This is a genomic window from Nonomuraea sp. NPDC050790 (assembly GCF_044456745.1).
Lineage (GTDB): Bacteria > Actinomycetota > Actinomycetes > Streptosporangiales > Streptosporangiaceae > Nonomuraea.
In genome coordinates this window covers 528,754-545,456 of sequence record NZ_JBITGF010000003.1, presented here as the reverse complement: position 1 = coordinate 545,456, position 16,703 = coordinate 528,754, and the positions used below count along the sequence as shown (strand labels likewise).

At 68.3% G+C, this 16,703-nt stretch carries 20 protein-coding genes; 17 read left to right on the top strand and 3 right to left on the bottom strand.

All coding sequences use genetic code 11. The features are described 5' to 3' along the window. Nucleotides 1–123 precede the first annotated feature (123 nt). The 14 genes from secY (at nucleotide 124) to truA (ending at nucleotide 9,443) form a co-directional block, all read left to right on the top strand. Entirely contained in the window at nucleotides 124–1,434 is a 1,311-nt protein-coding gene (gene secY, locus ACIBEJ_RS17375) for a preprotein translocase subunit SecY (protein WP_397183736.1), read from the top strand. Further along, nucleotides 1,434–2,084: an adenylate kinase gene (locus ACIBEJ_RS17370; protein WP_397183735.1), complete on the top strand. Its 651-nt coding sequence runs from the start codon at nucleotides 1,434–1,436 to the stop codon at nucleotides 2,082–2,084. Before secY ends, ACIBEJ_RS17370 begins: the two co-directional genes overlap by 1 nt. A 109-nt stretch (nucleotides 2,085–2,193) precedes the next feature. After that, nucleotides 2,194–3,000, top strand: coding sequence for a type I methionyl aminopeptidase (map, locus tag ACIBEJ_RS17365; RefSeq protein ID WP_397183733.1), 807 nt, complete (start codon nucleotides 2,194–2,196; stop codon nucleotides 2,998–3,000). 19 nt (nucleotides 3,001–3,019) lie between these two features. Then, complete coding sequence (locus ACIBEJ_RS17360; protein WP_397184320.1) at nucleotides 3,020–3,451, top strand: DUF1707 domain-containing protein; 432 nt, start codon at nucleotides 3,020–3,022, stop codon at nucleotides 3,449–3,451. 97 nt (nucleotides 3,452–3,548) lie between these two features. After that, complete coding sequence (locus ACIBEJ_RS17355; protein WP_397183732.1) at nucleotides 3,549–3,950, top strand: hypothetical protein; 402 nt, start codon at nucleotides 3,549–3,551, stop codon at nucleotides 3,948–3,950. Nucleotides 3,951–4,095: 145 nt separating this feature from the next. Then, a complete protein-coding gene (locus tag ACIBEJ_RS17350; protein WP_397183731.1) occupies nucleotides 4,096–4,344 on the top strand; it encodes a hypothetical protein in 249 nt (82 codons plus the stop codon). Nucleotides 4,345–4,647: 303 nt separating this feature from the next. Beyond that, a complete protein-coding gene (gene infA / locus ACIBEJ_RS17345; protein ID WP_012887858.1) occupies nucleotides 4,648–4,869 on the top strand; it encodes a translation initiation factor IF-1 in 222 nt (73 codons plus the stop codon). Between the two features lie 65 nt (nucleotides 4,870–4,934). Continuing rightward, nucleotides 4,935–5,048, top strand: a complete 114-nt coding sequence (rpmJ, locus tag ACIBEJ_RS17340) for a 50S ribosomal protein L36 (RefSeq protein ID WP_003956441.1) — start codon at nucleotides 4,935–4,937, stop codon at nucleotides 5,046–5,048. Between the two features lie 195 nt (nucleotides 5,049–5,243). After that, the gene (rpsM, locus tag ACIBEJ_RS17335; protein WP_397183730.1) at nucleotides 5,244–5,624 is read left to right on the top strand and encodes a 30S ribosomal protein S13; all 381 of its coding nucleotides are present in this window, start codon (nucleotides 5,244–5,246) and stop codon (nucleotides 5,622–5,624) included. 44 nt (nucleotides 5,625–5,668) lie between these two features. After that, a complete protein-coding gene (gene rpsK, locus ACIBEJ_RS17330; RefSeq protein WP_020542285.1) occupies nucleotides 5,669–6,073 on the top strand; it encodes a 30S ribosomal protein S11 in 405 nt (134 codons plus the stop codon). A gap of 20 nt (nucleotides 6,074–6,093) precedes the next feature. Further along, the gene (rpsD, locus tag ACIBEJ_RS17325) at nucleotides 6,094–6,720 is read left to right on the top strand and encodes a 30S ribosomal protein S4 (protein ID WP_397183729.1); all 627 of its coding nucleotides are present in this window, start codon (nucleotides 6,094–6,096) and stop codon (nucleotides 6,718–6,720) included. A 101-nt stretch (nucleotides 6,721–6,821) separates the two neighbouring features. Continuing rightward, nucleotides 6,822–7,838, top strand: coding sequence for a DNA-directed RNA polymerase subunit alpha (locus ACIBEJ_RS17320; protein ID WP_397183728.1), 1,017 nt, complete (start codon nucleotides 6,822–6,824; stop codon nucleotides 7,836–7,838). A gap of 123 nt (nucleotides 7,839–7,961) precedes the next feature. Further along, nucleotides 7,962–8,516, top strand: coding sequence for a 50S ribosomal protein L17 (gene rplQ / locus ACIBEJ_RS17315; RefSeq protein WP_397183727.1), 555 nt, complete (start codon nucleotides 7,962–7,964; stop codon nucleotides 8,514–8,516). Between the two features lie 78 nt (nucleotides 8,517–8,594). After that, nucleotides 8,595–9,443, top strand: a complete 849-nt coding sequence (truA, locus tag ACIBEJ_RS17310; protein ID WP_397183726.1) for a tRNA pseudouridine(38-40) synthase TruA — start codon at nucleotides 8,595–8,597, stop codon at nucleotides 9,441–9,443. 334 nt (nucleotides 9,444–9,777) lie between these two features. Here truA and ACIBEJ_RS17305 read toward each other — a convergent pair whose 3' ends face one another. From ACIBEJ_RS17305 to ACIBEJ_RS17295, 3 genes are all read right to left on the bottom strand, one after another. After that, nucleotides 9,778–12,318, bottom strand: coding sequence for a hypothetical protein (locus tag ACIBEJ_RS17305; protein ID WP_397183725.1), 2,541 nt, complete (start codon nucleotides 12,316–12,318; stop codon nucleotides 9,778–9,780). A gap of 102 nt (nucleotides 12,319–12,420) precedes the next feature. Beyond that, entirely contained in the window at nucleotides 12,421–13,239 is an 819-nt protein-coding gene (locus ACIBEJ_RS17300) for a hypothetical protein (protein ID WP_397183724.1), read from the bottom strand. 17 nt (nucleotides 13,240–13,256) lie between these two features. Continuing rightward, complete coding sequence (locus ACIBEJ_RS17295) at nucleotides 13,257–13,997, bottom strand: CAP domain-containing protein (RefSeq protein ID WP_397183723.1); 741 nt, start codon at nucleotides 13,995–13,997, stop codon at nucleotides 13,257–13,259. A gap of 309 nt (nucleotides 13,998–14,306) precedes the next feature. On the opposite strand from ACIBEJ_RS17295, the gene rplM reads away from it, so the two are divergent. The 3 genes from rplM to glmM are packed head-to-tail and all read left to right on the top strand — an operon-like array spanning nucleotide 14,307 to nucleotide 16,651. Beyond that, on the top strand, nucleotides 14,307–14,750 hold the full coding sequence (gene rplM, locus ACIBEJ_RS17290) for a 50S ribosomal protein L13 (protein WP_397091260.1): 444 nt from the start codon (nucleotides 14,307–14,309) through the stop codon (nucleotides 14,748–14,750). Nucleotides 14,751–14,776: 26 nt separating this feature from the next. Continuing rightward, a complete protein-coding gene (gene rpsI / locus ACIBEJ_RS17285; RefSeq protein WP_397183722.1) occupies nucleotides 14,777–15,301 on the top strand; it encodes a 30S ribosomal protein S9 in 525 nt (174 codons plus the stop codon). Continuing rightward, on the top strand, nucleotides 15,302–16,651 hold the full coding sequence (gene glmM / locus ACIBEJ_RS17280; protein ID WP_397183721.1) for a phosphoglucosamine mutase: 1,350 nt from the start codon (nucleotides 15,302–15,304) through the stop codon (nucleotides 16,649–16,651). Nucleotides 16,652–16,703: the final 52 nt, after the last annotated feature.

The window sequence follows — 16,703 nt, the reverse complement described above, 5'->3', positions numbered from 1 at the left end:
GTAGTGCGTTAGAGTTCGCGAGACGGCAGGCATCTGTCCGGCTCGACTTGACTTGACACTTCAAATGGCAGATCCCCGCACCATCGCATACTCACACCGCCACCATGGCGCGCAGGAGGGACCGTGCTGACCGCGTTTACCCGGGCGTTCCGGACGCCGGACCTGCGCAAGAAGTTGCTCTTCACTCTGGGCATCATCGCGCTGTTCCGACTCGGCTCGGTTCTTCCGACTCCGGGCGTTCACGTCCAGAACCTCGCGACCTGTCTCGACCAGGCACGAGACAGTTCCGCCGGCAACATCTACGGAATGGTGCAGCTGTTCAGCGGCGGCGCCCTTCTGAAGTTGTCGGTTTTCGCGCTGGGCATCATGCCTTATATCACCGCGAGCATCATTCTTCAGCTGCTCGTCGTCGTGATTCCCCGACTAGAAGCCCTGAAGAAGGAGGGGCAGGCCGGGCAGACGAAGATCACGCAGTACACGCGTTATCTGACCATCGGCCTCGGTGTCCTCCAGTCGACCGCCTTCATCGCGCTGGCCCGTACCGGTCAGCTCTTCCCGCAGTGCCAGCAGGAGATCCTGCTTGACCCCGACAACATCTTCGGGATCATCACGATGGTCATCATCATGACCGCGGGCACCTCGGTGATCATGTGGCTCGGTGAGCTCATCACCGACCGCGGTGTCGGCAACGGCATGTCGATCCTCATCTTCACGCAGGTCGTCGCGGTCTTCCCGTCCGAGCTGGCCAACATCTTCCAGGCGAACAAGTTCACCTTCGCCGCCGTTCTGGTGGTCGGTGTCTTCATGATCGCCGCGGTCGTCTTCGTCGAGCAGGCTCAGCGCCGGATCCCCGTGCAGTACGCCAAGCGGATGGTCGGGCGTCGAATGTATGGCGGCACTTCCACCTACATTCCGCTGAAGGTGAACCAGGCGGGCATCATCCCGGTCATCTTCGCCTCGTCCCTGCTCTACCTGCCGCAGCTTCTCACGTCGCTGTTCGCCAACGCGGAGAATCCGAATGCGGTCGTGCAGTGGATCTCGCAGAACTTCGTGACGGGCGACACCCCGATCTACATGATCACGTTCTTCCTGCTGATCGTGTTCTTCACCTACTTCTACGTGTCGATCACCTTCAACCCCGCTGAGATCGCCGACAACATGAAGAAGTACGGTGGGTTCATTCCGGGCATCCGTCCGGGACGGCCCACGGCCGAATACCTGAACTTCGTGCTCACCCGGTTGACCGCGCCCGGTTCGCTCTATCTGGGTCTGATCGCCATGGTCCCGATCGTCGCCTTGGCCATCGCCGGCGCGAGCCAGAACTTCCCGTTCGGAGGGACGAGCATTCTCATCATGGTTGGTGTCGGCCTGGACACGGTCAAGCAGATCGAGAGCCAGCTCCAGCAGCGTAACTACGAAGGCTTCCTGCGCTAGTGAGGCTGGTTCTGGTCGGGCCCCCCGGAGCGGGTAAGGGGACACAGGCCCAGTACATCGCATCAAACCTGTCCATCCCGAAGATCTCGACAGGTGACATCTTCCGTGCCAACGTCTCGGGCGGCACGGAGCTCGGCAAGCTCGCCAAGACGTACATGGACCGTGGCGACCTCGTGCCCGACGAGGTCACGATCGCCATGGTCCGTGACCGGCTCCAGGAGGACGACGCGCAGGACGGTTTCCTGCTCGACGGCTTCCCCCGCAACGTGTCGCAGGCCGAGGTGCTGCGCGACATGCTGAAGGACTGGGAGCAGGGGCTCGACCTCGTGCTTGAGCTCGTGGTCGACGACGAGGAGGTGGTACGCCGGCTGGCCGGGCGGCGTACCTGCAGTCAGTGCGGGCGGATCTGGCACGTCGAGTTCGACGACAAGAAGGACGACGTCTGCGACGCGTGTGGAGGCAAGCTCTTCCAGCGCGACGACGACAAGGAGGAGACCGTCAGGCACCGCCTGGAGGTCTACCAGGAGCAGACGTCCCCGCTGATCTCCTTCTATGCCAAGGACGACCTGCTCGTGGGCGTCGATGCCACGGGTCCGGTGGAAGAGGTCACGCAGCGGGCTATGGAGGCGATTCGCCCCTTCATGGGATAGCGATCGACATATGCGAGGTGGCGCGGGATTCCGTGCCACCTCGCGGCTATTGTGGGGGGAATTGACCTCCCGCGTCCGCCCGTTGAAACACCCTGGGGGGGTGCCACACGTGTTCAAGAAGAACCGGCATGGAATTCAGATCAAGTCGCCTGAGCAACTGGAGAAGATGCGCGCGGCCGGTCTGGTCGTCGGGCGTACGCTCGATCTGCTCAGGCGCTCGGTGCAGCCCGGCATGACGCCGCTGGACCTCGACGTGATCGCGGAGAAGGCGATCCGCGAGGAGGGCGCGATCCCGTCGTTCAAGGGCTATCAGGGCTTTCCCGCGTCGATCTGCGCGTCGGTCAACGACGAGGTCGTCCACGGCATCCCGACCAACGCCCGCCCGCTGCGCGAGGGCGACATCATCTCCATCGACTGCGGCGCGATCCTGGACGGCTGGCACGGCGACTCGGCGGTGACCGTCCCGGTGGGTGAGGTGGCGCCCGAACTGGTCGAGCTCATGCGGGTGACGGAGGAGTCGATGTGGCGGGGCATCGCCGCCCTCAAGGTGGGCGCGAACCTGTCCAACGTCGGCTTCCAGGTGGAGAAGTACGTCAAGTCCCAGGGACGCTACGGCATCCCCCAGGAGTACGGCGGGCACGGCATCGGCACCGAGATGCACATGGACCCGTGGATCGCCAACCACGGCAAGCCGGGCCGCGGCCCGGTGCTCGAAGAGGGCATGTGCCTGGCGATCGAGCCCATGGTGAACCTGGGCGGAGCGCGTACCCGCGTGCTGGCCGACGAATGGACCGTCGTGACGATGGACGGAAAGCCCTCCGCGCACTTCGAGCACAGCGTCGCGGTGACACATAATGGTCCTTGGGTGCTAACCGCCCTCGATGGGGGCAAAGAGCGTCTAGCACAGCTGAACTAGCGGCCGGGAGTTGAGGGTGATGGCGCAAAGCCCCGAGATGCGGGCCTCCGACGTCGATCGCGACCGGGTGGCCGCAGTCCTCCGTGAGCACACGGCGCAGGGCCGCATCACCATGGACGAGTTCAACGAGCGACTCGAGTCGCTGTACCAGAGCAAGACCTACGGGGAACTGGCCAGGCTGACGGCCGACCTGCCCGACGTGGACCTGCGGGCGCGGCCCGCGAAGGCGGTCGGATCGGGGGCGCCCGCGCCCAAGCAGGGCATGCATCCCGGGATGCGCGGCGCCTGGGGCGCGTGGGCGGCGGCCAGCGGCATCAACTGGGTGATCTGGCTGATCGTCAGCGTGACCTCGGGGGACTTCATCTATCCGTGGCCGCTGTGGGTGATGGGGCCGTGGGGCGTGATCCTGCTGATGAGCACGATCTTCGGTGGCGGGCAGCGGCGTACGTAAAAGTGGTAACTGTGCATTCCTGCGCAGATCGGCGGGCTTGTGCTTCCTAGCGTGAGCGGTGTCGGCAACAGCCGGCCCAACTCCCGGAGGAAGTCAGATGCGCAAGTTTCTCGTAGCAGCGGCGATCGCCGGCTCCGTCGCCGGCGGCCTCGCCCTCGCCCCCGCCGCCCAGGCGAGCACCGACACGTCGAGCTCGGCCGGGTTCTGGGGATCCTACTTCTCCAGCAACGGCAAGGCCTACGCCAAGGGCAAGACCTTCAAGTCCGGCGGGTACGTGCACACCGCCTGGGCCGGCAAGGAGAAGTTCGGCGGCGACAAGAAGTATGGCTACGTCTGGTTCGAGTACTACAAGGGCGGTAGCTGGCACAAGTTCTACCGCCACTGGAACGGCTCGGGCGGCGGCACCTGGAAGGCCAAGGGCATCAAGAAGATGTACACCTACACCTGCTGGGGCAAGCAGCCGAACCACTACTGCGGCGGCAAGCACCGCATCTACTAGGCGTCTCGCGCGCTGAGCCCGTCCGTGACCTGGTCGCGGACGGGCTTTGCCCTATATCCGGAACTCTTTACCGCTGGTGCCAGTTGGCGGCGATCAAGAGGGGTAGATGATCTTTGACCAGCCAACCGGTGCTATAGGAGGACAGATGAGACGTGTCCTGCTCGGTGTGCTGGTGACCGCGTTCTCCTTTACGGGGGGTGCGGTGCACGCCGGCGTGGCCACGGACCGGGTGGTCGCCTCGTCGGTGGTGTCGTCCGAGGCTCCCGAGCCTTCCGGGGAGGAGGCGCGGGCGGCATGGCTGGCGGGGGCGCTGGTCGTGTTCGTGGCGACGGCCGGGGGCGGCGTGGTGGCCGTCTGGAGGCGGTGGCGCGGCTCGCGTGGGGCCGCGCCCTAGAGACTCGTGCCCGCCCGGCGCCGCGTGTCGGCGGTCGTCGGCGCCGGGCGGGCACGTGACCCTCCTGTGCCCACGTGAGTGGGGTACGCGGGCGTGGACTTGCGCTAAACTGGCGCATGGTTGTGTCAGGACACCTGACACGCGTTTCGCGTTTTTCGCTCAGGTGTCGTACACTCCTTAGTCGGCTCACTTTGACAGGCACGCGTCGGCGGTCTTTGCCGATCGCCGCTCTCTTCGAAGCGTGATGTCGCGGCTGCAGTGAACCGAAACCTCAGACGACCGATCAGTGAAACGCGAGGGATTTTGGCCAAGAAAGACGGCGCCATCGAGATCGAGGGCACTGTGGTTGAGTCGCTCCCGAACGCCATGTTCCGGGTGCAGCTCGACAACGGCCATAAGGTCCTGGCCCACATCAGCGGCCGGATGCGGATGCACTACATCCGAATCCTGCCTGACGACCGGGTAGTCGTTGAACTGAGCCCCTACGACCTCAGTCGTGGGCGGATCGTCTACCGATACAAGTAGCGCCGGTCCGGCGTTGAACGCGGGCCCCGGCCCGCGAGGAAGCACGTCTGAGGATACGAAGGACAATGAAGGTTAAGCCGAGCGTCAAGAAGATCTGCGACAAGTGCAAGGTGATCCGCCGGCACGGTCGCGTCATGGTGATCTGCGACAACCTGCGCCACAAGCAGCGCCAGGGCTAGTCGCGGTAAGGCTTCTCCGAGTCCGACACCCGTCAACGGGTGGCGGGCTCGACGCATGAGGAGCCTGAGAAGTAATCGCGTGCCACACCCGCACCAGCGGGACACCCTCGGTCGGAGGCCGAGGCCCTCACCCCGGGCATGGGGAGGGGCAGTGGGGCGCAAGACCTCCGCCACAGAGAAGGAGAATGCCCGACCATGGCTCGCCTGGTTGGCGTCGATCTCCCCCGCGAAAAGCGGCTGGAGATCGCTCTCACCTACATTTTCGGAATCGGCCGCACCCGCGCCCTTGAGGTTCTCAAGGCCACCGGCGTGAACGGCGACCTGCGCGTGCACCAGCTCTCCGACGCTGAGCTCGTCCCGATGCGTGACTACATCGAGGCGAACTTCAAGATCGAGGGTGACCTGCGCCGTGAGGTCCAGGCCGACATCCGTCGCAAGATCGAGATCGGTTGCTACCAGGGCATCCGTCACCGCAAGGGTCTTCCGGTCCACGGCCAGCGCACGCAGACCAACGCGCGCACTCGCAAGGGCAAGAAGAAGACCGTCGCCGGTAAGAAGAAGCCCGGTAAGAAGTAGTTCGCGCAGCCGCGGACCGAAGACCTCAGGAGTAATGGCTAACAATGCCTCCTAAGAGCCGCCAGGGCGCGCCGAAGAAGGTGCGCCGCAAGGAAAAGAAGAACGTCGCTCACGGGCACGCCCACATCAAGAGCACGTTCAACAACACGATCGTCTCGATCACCGACCCGAACGGGAACGTGATCTCCTGGGCCAGCGCCGGCCACGTGGGTTTCAAGGGCTCCCGTAAGTCCACCCCGTTCGCCGCCCAGATGGCCGCCGAGAACGCCGCCCGCCGCGCCATGGAGCACGGCATGCGCAAGGTCGACGTCTTCGTGAAGGGCCCCGGCTCCGGCCGTGAGACCGCGATCCGTTCGCTGCAGGCGACCGGGCTCGAGGTCGGCTCCATCCAGGACGTGACCCCGGTTCCGCACAACGGCTGCCGTCCGCCGAAGCGCCGCCGCGTCTGACACCCAGGAGATATTGAGAAATGGCTCGTTACACGGGCGCGGACTGCAAGCTCTGCCGTCGGGAGAAGACCAAGCTCTTCCTCAAGGGCAGCAAGTGCGAATCCGCCAAGTGCCCCATCGAGATCCGTCCTTACCCGCCGGGTGAGCACGGTCGCGGTCGTCCCAAGGAGTCTGAGTACCAGCTCCAGCTTCGTGAGAAGCAGAAGACCCGCCGCATCTACGGCGTCCTCGAGAAGCAGTTCCGCAACTACTACGAGGAAGCCTCCCGCAAGTCCGGCAAGTCCGGTGAGGTGCTGCTCCAGATCCTGGAGAGCCGCCTCGACAACGTCGTCTTCCGCGCCGGGTTCGCCCAGTCGCGTGACGCCGCCCGCCAGCAGGTGCGCCACGGCCACATCCTGGTGAACGGCAAGAAGGTCGACATCCCGTCCTACCGCGTTCGCGAGCACGACATCGTCGAGGTCCGCGAGAACAAGCGCAACCTGATGCCGTACGAGGTGGCCCGCGCCACCGCCGGCGAGCGCACCGTTCCGCCGTGGCTCGGCGTCGTGCCGGAGAAGCTCCGCGTCCTGGTTCACCAGCTGCCCGTCCGCGGTCAGATCGACACCCAGGTCCAGGAGCAGCTGATCGTCGAGTACTACTCCAAGTAGTCACTCGTCTCTGAATGGAGTACGGCATGCCGTACTCCATTTAGGCTGTTACAGAGAGCGGCGTCATATAGCGGTCGCCGCACTACAAGGGGAGATCCCACATGCTGATCGCTCAGCGTCCGACTCTTCTCGAAGAGTCGCTCGACGAGACCCGGTCCCGATTCGTCATCGAGCCGCTGGAGCCGGGCTTCGGCTACACCATCGGCAACGCGGTGCGGCGTACGCTGCTGTCGTCCATTCCGGGCGCGGCCGTCACCAGCATCCGGATCGAGGGCGTGCTCCACGAGTTCTCGACCGTGCCGGGGGTCAAGGAGGATGTCACCGACATCATCCTGAACCTCAAGGAACTGGTCGTCTCCTCCGAGCACGACGAGCCGGTCGTCATGTACCTGCGCAAGCAGGGCCCGGGTGAGGTCACCGCCGCCGACATCGCGCCCCCGGCCGGTGTCGAGGTGCACAACCCCGAACTGCGCATCGCCACGCTCAACGGCAAGGCGAAGCTGGAGATGGAGCTGACCGTCGAGCGCGGTCGCGGCTACGTCTCCGCCGCGCAGAACAAGCAGCCCGGCCAGGAGATCGGCCGCATTCCGATCGACTCGATCTACTCGCCGGTCCTCAAGGTCACCTACAAGGTCGAGGCGACCCGAGTCGAGCAGCGTACCGACTTCGACCGTCTGATCCTGGACGTCGAGACCAAGGCCGCCATGAAGCCGCGCGACGCCGTGGCCTCCGCCGGCAAGACGCTGGTCGAGCTGTTCGGCCTGGCCCGCGAGCTGAACGTCGAGGCCGAGGGCATCGACATCGGCCCGTCGCCGACCGACGCGGCCCTGGCCGCCGACCTCGCGCTGCCGATCGAGGAGCTGAACCTCACGGTTCGTTCCTACAACTGCCTCAAGCGCGAGGGCATCCACACTGTGGGCGAGCTCGTCGCCCGCAGCGAGCAGGACCTGCTCGATATAAGGAATTTCGGCGCCAAGTCCATCGAAGAGGTCAAGCAGAAGCTGCACGAGATGTCGCTGGCGCTCAAGGACTCCCCGCCCGGGTTCGACCCGAGCGCGGTGGCCGGTGGCGGCTACGACGACGACGACTCCGCGTACGTCGAGACCGAGCAGTACTAGCACGTCCCGGGCGAGACCTTCGCCCACGCATCTGATTGTCGCGGGCGCCCCTGCGGGGGCGCCTGGCGGCCCGACTCCGGTACCTCGTACGGCCGGGGCGGGTTCACTCTCAAGGAGAACGCAATGCCCAAGCCCACCAAGGGTGCACGTCTTGGCGGCAGCCCGGCTCACGAGCGGCTGATCCTGGCGAACCTCGCCACCGATCTGTTCCGCCACGGCCGTCTCACCACCACCGTGGCCAAGGCCAAGCGCGTCCGCCCGCTGGCGGAGCGCCTGATCACCAAGGCCAAGAAGGGCGACATCCACAACCGTCGCCAGGTGCTGACCGTCGTCAAGGACAAGGGCGTCGTCCACCACCTGTTCACCGAGATCGCCGTGACCTTCGCGGAGCGTCCCGGTGGCTACACCCGGATCACCAAGATCGGTAACCGTAAGGGCGACAACGCGCCCATGGCGGTCATCGAGCTGGTCACCGAGCAGCTGAACCCGGTCACCGTCTCGCGTACCACCCCGGCCGCCGAGGCCGCCGCCGCTCCCGCGGCCGCCGCCGAGGTCGTCGAGGAGGCCACCGAGGACGAGGAGACCACTGAGGCTCCCGCCGAGGAGACCGCTGAGGCCGCCGCCGACGAGGCTCCCGCCGAGGAGAACGAGACTCAGGCGAAGAAGGACGAGGCCTGATCTTTCAGGCTGGTTTGACGGGCCCGGACCCCTCTCGTGGGGTTTCGGGCCCGTTTTCGCTTTCAGGAGGATGACATCGTGGTACGGCTCCGCCTCGACCTCGGCTACGACGGCACGGACTTCTCCGGGTGGGCTCGTCAGCCGGGGCGGCGTACGGTGCAGGGCGAGATCGAGGAGGCGCTCACGCGTATCCTGCGGCTGCCCGAGCCGGCTTCGCTGACCGTCGCGGGGCGGACGGATGCCGGGGTGCATGCGCGGGGGCAGGTGGCGCATGTCGATCTGTCAGACGAGGCGCTGGTGCGGTTGGATCCCCGGGGTGTGGCGCTCGCGGGAACGGCTGAGAGGCTTTCTGCGCTTGTGCGGAGGTTGGCTGGGGTTCTGGCGCCCGATGTACGGATATTTCGCGTCTCGGTGGCTCCTGAGGGCTTTGACGCGCGATTCTCGGCTATGTCGCGGCGGTATGCGTACCGGGTCTGTGATGCTCCGGGTGGGGTGGACCCGTTGGCGCGCCGGGAGGTGGTCTGGCATGCCAGGTCGCTGGACGTCGAGGCCATGAACGCGGCGGCCGTGCGGTTGCTGGGGGAGCACGACTTCGCGGCCTTCTGCAAGAAGCGCGAGGGGGCCACGACGATCCGCGAGCTGCAGCGGCTGGAGTGGGTGCGGGATGGGCGGGGGTTGCTGGTGGCCACCGTGGTCGCCGACGCGTTCTGTCACTCCATGGTGCGGGCGTTGGTCGGGTCGTTGATGGCGGCTGGGGACGGGCGTCGGCCTGTGGAGTGGCCGGGGGAGGTGTTGGCGGCAGCCGTACGGGATTCTGGGGTGCATGTCGCGCCCGCGCACGGGTTGTGCCTGGAGGAGGTCACCTACCCGGCCCCCGACCAACTCGCCACCCGCGCCGCCACCACCCGCCGAGTCCGCACCCTCTAACCCACCGCCCTGCCCAGCGCGCCCTTGCGCTGCGCAGCCCCCTTGAGGCGCGCGCTTGTGTCGCGCGGCCTCTTGGGGTGCGCTCTTGCGTCGCGCGCCTTGCTGAGCCCGCCTTCGCGTTGCTCCGCCCCCTCTGACCCGCCCTGTATAGCGCTTGTGTCGCGCAGCCCTTGGGGCGCGCCCTTGCGCCTCTCGTGTGGGCAGTTGGGGGTACGGCTTGCGCGGACCGGGGTCACGCGGCGTGCGACCGGGGTGAACCTGGGCGCAGCCGTTCGTCCCCCACGCGGTGCTTGTCCATGCATGCCGGGTTTTCGGGTGTGGTCGTGGGCCGGGGTTAGCTGGCGGCTATGCGGCGTTCCAGGACCTTGGCGGTTTGGTCGCGGAAGCCGCCGCTGATCTTGCCCAGGCCGGTTTCCTTGTCGGTCGGGGTGTGGCCGTCGGCGTACGTGGCGTAGCTGAAGACGATGTAGCGGCCCCAGACCAGGCCGGCCGCGTAACCGCCGGCGATGTGGATGCGGTCGCCGCCGCTGCCGGCCGAGCCGGGCAGGGCGCGGAACCAGAGGTTGCGGCTCAGGTTCTTGGCCTGGTCGGCCTCCACCGCGGCTTCCTTGGTGGGCAGGACGGCCAGGCCGGTGGTGACGGCGTAGCGGCGCTTGCTGTCGACGTAGGTGGCGCGCAGGACGCGGCTGCAGTCCTGGGTGCGCAGCGCGTCGGCGAACGGGCCCGATGCCGCCTTCTCGCACTTCTCCGCCAGGCTGGTCTTGACCCTGGTGAACGACCTGCCGTCGATCTTGATCTTCTTGGCGGGGAAGGCTTCGGTGATGGCCAGCTTCTTGGGGTCGGTCTGCTCGGAGTTCAGGACCGAGGCGCCTGACTGGTCGTCCGGGGGGTCGGTGAGTTGCGGGACGGACGGCTGGGTCGTGGCGGGGGGTTGCGAGGCTGAGGCGTCGGCGGGCTGGGAGCTGTTCATGGAGCGGTAGGCGAAGAACGCGCCCGTGGACACGCCTGCCAGGACCAGTACGCCCAGCGCGGCCAGGAGGACCTTTCTGCCCTTGGCCGGGGGTTGGGGGCCGGGGTGGCCTGGTTGCGGGGGCGCGGTGGGGCCGCCCGGGGTGAACAGGCTGCCCGGCTGCGTCTGGCCCTGCTGGCCCTGCTGCCCCTGTTGTCCGGCGAACGGCGGGTTGCCGAAGCCCTGGCGGGGCGGGGGCTGGAAGTTGTTCGGGGGACCGACGGGTACGGGCGCCTGGGGGCTGCCTGCTGGCGGCACGGGTCCGCCCGACACGGGCGCCTGGATGTTGCCTGGTGCCTGGGGGCCGCCTGGGTTCGGGTGGTCTGCCGCCGGAGGGCGGGGGCCGGGGAAGGCGGGCAGGCCGTGGGGCGGTGTGTCCGAGTCGGCGGGAGGCAGCGCCATGGGCTGCCTGGGGGCGGGAAGCGCGGGCTTCGGGCCCCAGACCTCCGGCGGGAACGGGAGTTCGGGCAGTTGGTGGGGGCCGGTGTCCTCGGACTGCTTCATCGGCCACACCGGGATGTCGCCCGGCTCGGCCGGACGCGCCACCGGACTGGTGAGCCCGGGATCGAACGGCTGACCCTGCGGACCGGGTGCGCCGCCAGGGTGCCCGGGGACCTGCTGATGGCCGGCGTGGGCGTCCGGGCTGGGGTACTGGGGGTTTGGGCGCTGGGGGTCGGGGGTGGGGTGCTGGGCGTCCGCATGGCCCGCGGGTCCGGGGTGGGGTCCGGGCGCGGGGTGGGGTCCGGGTACGGCGGGCGTACCTGGCCAGGGGGCCGGGGCCTCCTGGGCGTCGTAGTCGGCGCCGGGGATGGGCTCGCCGGTGGCCGCGGGCCACGGGGGTGCCGCGGGTTCGCTGGCAGGGGAGGGCCACACCTGCATGCCCGCCGCCGCGGCGGTGAAGCCGGGCGGGGGATCCCACGTGGGCTCGCCGGTCGGCGGAGTGTCGGCGGGGAGGTCGGGCTTCGGCCAGTTGGTCCGGGTGAGCTGGGGGTCGTCCGGCTCCGGGTCGGCGAACCAGTCGTACTCGGCTTCCTCGCTGGGCACCTCCCACGGCTTGGCGCCGGGGAAGGCGGGCAGCTCGGGCAGGTCGGCAGCCGGCACAGGCTCCGGCGCGACGTTCCACGGCTGCACCCCGGCGCCCTCTCCGGCCAGCGGCGCGGCTGGGCCCGTGCTGCTGTGCGGCAGTCCGGGCGGGGCATCGGCCGGTCCGGTGTGTGGCGGTCCGGGCGGGGCGTCGGACGGGCCTGCCTGCGGCAGTCCGGGCAGGGGATCGGCCGGGCCGGACTGCGGTGTGCTGGGGAGGGGGTTGGCCGGGTTGGTGTCCGGTGCGGGCGGCGGGGGATAGCCCGAGGTGTCCGGTGCGGGCGGCGGGGGATGGCCCATGGTGTCCCGCGCGCCGGGAGTGATCGGGTTGGGGGGCGGGGCGAGGTGGCCGGGGTGCCAGTGTCTCGTCTGGCCGTCGTCCGGCCCTTCGGAGTGTCCGGCCGAAGGCAGGTCGGGGCGGGGCGCCGGGGTGGCGGCGCGGGGAGCCTCGGGCCACGACGGGGGCGGCGAGGTCAGCCTCGCAACGTCGTCGGAAGGCTCGGGCTCGGGAAGGTTGGGCGGCGGACCCGGGTACACGGGGATGGGGGCGCCGCCGGCCCCAGGACCTCCCGGCGCCGGGTTGAGGGGGCCGGCGCTGGGCCATGGGAGGCGTTCGGCGGTCTCCTGCTGGTCGCCCTCCCCGTACGGCACGGGCGGGGCGGTGGTCTGCTCGTCGGCGGGTGTGAGGAGCTGGCCGAAGCTCGGCGGCGGTGTCGTCGCCGGAGCGACCGAGCCGTCGGTCTCGGCGCGCTCTTGCTCGGACCCGGGTTCCTGGCCACGCATAAGGGGGAGCCTAGCGAGAAGGTCGAGATCGTCATGCCGGTATGGGCGTTCCCGGCCGGATCGACCGCCTGGTTTGTCCGGGTCTGGGGTGGTGTGGGGGGTTCAGCTTGCGGGGTAGCCGCTCAGCGAACGCGCGTCCAGGGCCTTGAAGGCGGTCGCCTTCGCGATGTCGTCGGCCGCCTGGGCGAGGGTCTTGGCGGCCTTCTTGTCCGGTTCCGAGCCGTCCTTGTTCTGGAACCAGACCATGATCGCGTAGTGGCCGTGGGTCCAGATCTCGGCGGCCCCCGAGCCCGATCCGAGGTACTTGGTGACCGCGTCCTTGCCCGGCAGTGCCTTCACGTAGACCGAGCGCTTGTCCTTGCCGCCCGCCGAGGCGACCTTCGTGGCCGAGGCGGTCGAGTTGAGGTTGGCGACGCCGACGGTGCCGATGACCTTGCCGGCCTTGTCGCGGAAGCTGGCGCGTACGACCTGATTGCATTTGCCGGACTTCAGGGCCTTGACCAGCTTCTCGCCGTTGGCCGCGTCGCCGCACTTCTTGTCGTTCTTGCTGGTGGTCATCTCGTACGACCGCCCGTCCACGGTGAACTTCTTCTGCGGGAAGAGTTCCTTGGCCGTCAGCGGCTCCGGGTCGGTCTTGCGGTCACCGGCGAAGCCGAACTCGCCGGGCGGCGCCGACGGCAGCGGCGCGGAGGTACGGCGGGCCGTCTCGGCCTGGCCGGGCGTCTCGGCGTTCCACATGATGACGAGGCCGCCGGCCAGCAGTCCGAGCACCGCCAGCCCGCCCAGGGCGAACCACAGCGGTCCGCGCGAGCGGGGCCCCTCGTCGTAGGGGCTCCACATTTTGCTCTGCCGTGTGGACTCGGTCGTGGCCTCCGGGGCCTCGTCTTCGCCGCCGGTCGATCGCTTCTTGGGGAAACCCATGCCGGGAGATTACCGTGTCAGCGGTAGCCGAAGTCCTGAGTCCACCACAGGCCGGTCGGCCCGTTGGCGACTCCGACGCCGATGGCCACGATGTCGCAGTTGAGGATGTTGCCCCGGTGGGAACGGTTGGCCAGCCATCCGCTGACCGCCTCTTCCGGGGTGGTGTAGCCGCTGCCGATGTTCTCCGCGGCGCCCTGGCGGTAGCCCGCGCGTTCCATCCGCTCCCAGGGCGAGGAGCCGTCGGGCGAGACGTGGTCGAGCTTGCCCGCGGTGGCCATCTCCATCGAGTGGGCGCGGGCCGAGCGGTTCAGGCGCTGGTCGACGCGGAGCGGGCGGCAGCCCTTCTTGACCCGGGCGCCGTTGGTGAGGACGACCACGCGGCGGGCGTACTCGGGCTCCAGCCGTACCACGGGATCGCCGAGGATCTGCGTGGGGTGGTCCTGCGGGAAGAAGCCGGAGATCTCGCTCGACGGCGAGGGCAGCGGCTTGGCGGTCGCGCGGCCGTGCGGCCGCGACGGGGTGGTCTCGCGCGGGATCGCCGCCGCGAACGGCTGCTTCTTGGGCGTCGGTACGGCTGTCGCCGCCGCGGGCGGCACGCTGTCGTTGAGGTAGAGCTGCTCGGCAGGCGGCTGGGGGTCGGTCAGACGGCCGATCAGCACGCCGGCGAAGACCGCGGCAGAGAGGCACGCCAGCACACCCAGGTGGTTCCGGCGCCGGAAGGTCCGCTGGGTCAGCCGGGTCTGAAGGTTCTGCCACATGCCGCAGCCAACGATAGGGATGAGCGGTGGTGGTAAAGAAGGGATTGCCGGGAAACGAAATAGAACCGTTCTGTGTCGGGTAGACTCGGCGCCGGTTACCGGTAGCTCTTGAAGTGAGGTAGCCTAGTCAATCGTTGTGTGCATAGGTCCTGAGCGACCAATGCGCGGCGCGTCCGGCGTCATCTCCCGTGAAGCCCATCGAGGCGGGGAGACGGAAGGTCCGGGCTGTCGTGCGCCCGCACCGACCGACAAAGTGCTGACCGATCCCGGCAGCGCAAGAAGACGCCGAGCAAGATAAGGCTTACGACCGTGCGCACGTACTCACCGAAGCCCGCTGACGTCGAACGTCAGTGGTACGTCATCGACGCGACCGATGTCGTGCTGGGCCGGCTGGCCAGCCACGTCGCGACCCTGCTCCGCGGCAAGCACAAGCCGATCTTCGCCAACCACGTCGACACCGGTGACTTCGTCATCGTCATCAACGCGGACAAGATCGCGCTGAGCGGCAACAAGCTTGAGCAGAAGAAGGCGTACCGCCACTCGGGCTACCCGGGCGGTCTGCGTTCCGTGACCTACGGCGAGCTCATGGAGAAGCGTCCCGACAGGGCGGTCGAGAAGGCCGTCAAGGGCATGCTCCCCAAGAACTCCCTCGGCCGGAAGATGGCGAAGAAGCTGAAGGTCTACGCGGGTTCCGAGCACCCGCACCAGGCCCAGCAGCCTGTGCCGTTCGAGATCACCCAGATCGCCCAGTAGTAGTTCGAAAGATTTAGAGGAGAACCGTGGCTGAGCCCACCGGTGTCGAGACGGCCGTCGTCGAGGCCGAGCTGGAGGACTTCTCCGGCGAGGAGTTCCCGTCCGAGTACACCACCGAATCCGCCGCCAGCGCCGACGCCCCCGTGCGTAAGCCCGTCACCACGGGCAACTCGTACGGCACCGGCCGCCGCAAGGAGGCGATCGCCCGCGTGCGCATCGTCCCCGGCACCGGCAAGTGGACGATCAACGGTCGTTCGCTGGATGTCTACTTCCCCAACAAGGTCCACCAGCAGATCGTCAACGAGCCCTTCGTGGTGCTCGGCGCTGAGGATGCCTTCGACGTCATCGCCCGCATCGACGGTGGCGGCGTGACCGGCCAGGCCGGTGCCCTGCGCATGGGCCTGTCCCGCGCGCTGGCGATCCTGGACGTCGAGAACAACCGCCCGCCGCTGAAGAAGGCCGGCTTCCTCACCCGTGACGCCCGCGCCACGGAGCGGAAGAAGTACGGCCTCAAGAAGGCCCGCAAGGCTCCGCAGTACAGCAAGCGCTAAGTGGGGCGCCTTTTCGGCACCGACGGGGTACGTGGGGTCGCGGGTCGCGACCTCACGGCCGAGCTCGCCATGGACCTTTCGGTCGCGGCGGCTCACGTCCTCGGCGATGCAGGCGCGTTCGCCGCGACAGGCCACAAGAGGCCTGTCGCGGTCGTAGGCCGGGACCCCCGGGCTTCAGGTGAATTCCTGGAGGCCGCGGTGGTCGCCGGCCTCGCGTCGTCCGGAGTGGATGTGCTGCGCCTCGGCGTGCTGCCCACCCCGGCCGTCGCCCACCTCACCGCCGCGCTCGGCGCCGACCTCGGCGTCATGCTGTCGGCGTCGCACAATCCGGCGCCGGACAACGGCATCAAGTTCCTGGCCAGGGGCGGCTTCAAGCTGTCCGACGCGGTCGAGGACGAGATCGAGCGGCGGCTCGGTGAGGCGTGGAACAGGCCCGTGGGCTCGGCCGTAGGCCGGGTCAGAGACGCCTACGGCGAGGCCGACCGCTACATCTCCCACCTGCTGACCACCGTCCAGGGCAGCCTCGACGGGCTGAACGTGGTGGTCGACTGCGCGCACGGCGCGGCGCACATGGTGGCGCCGGAGGCGCTCGTCCGCGCGGGCGCCCGGGTGGAGGCGATCGGCGCCAGGCCCGACGGGCTCAACATCAACAACGGCTACGGCTCGACCCACCTGGACAAGCTCCAGCAGGTGGTCATCTCGCGCGGCGCCGACCTCGGGATCGCCTACGACGGCGACGCCGACCGCTGCCTCGCGGTGGACCACACGGGCGCGATCGTCGACGGCGACCGCATCATGGCGGTGCTGGCCAGGGCGATGCACGACGAGGGCACGCTGGCCAACGACACCGTGGTCGCGACCGTGATGTCGAACCTCGGCTTCAAGCTGGCCATGCGCGAGGCCGGGATCAACGTGATCGAGACCGCGGTGGGCGACCGCTACGTGCTCGAACGCATGAAGGCCGACGGCTACAACCTCGGCGGCGAGCAGTCGGGCCACGTCATCATGCTCGACCACGCCACCACCGGCGACGGGCTGCTGACCTCGCTCCACCTGCTCTCGGTGGTCGCGCGGACCGGCAAGACGCTGCGGGAGCTGTCGTCGGTGATGACGGCGCTGCCGCAGATCCTCATCAACGTCAAGGACGTCGACAAGGGCAAGGCGTCGGTGCCGGAACTGGTCGCCGCGGTGGCGGCGGCCGAGGCCGAACTGGGCGAGACGGGCCGCGTGCTCATCCGGCCGAGCGGCACGGAGCCGATGATCCGGGTCATGGTCGAGGCCTCGTCGGAGGACCAGGCCTCGCAGGTCGCGGGCCGCCTGGCCGACGTGGTGCGCACGTCCTGCTCGTAGAGGTTTCCAAGGGGTACGGCGGCGCCGTACCCCTTTCCTCATTCCACCCGCC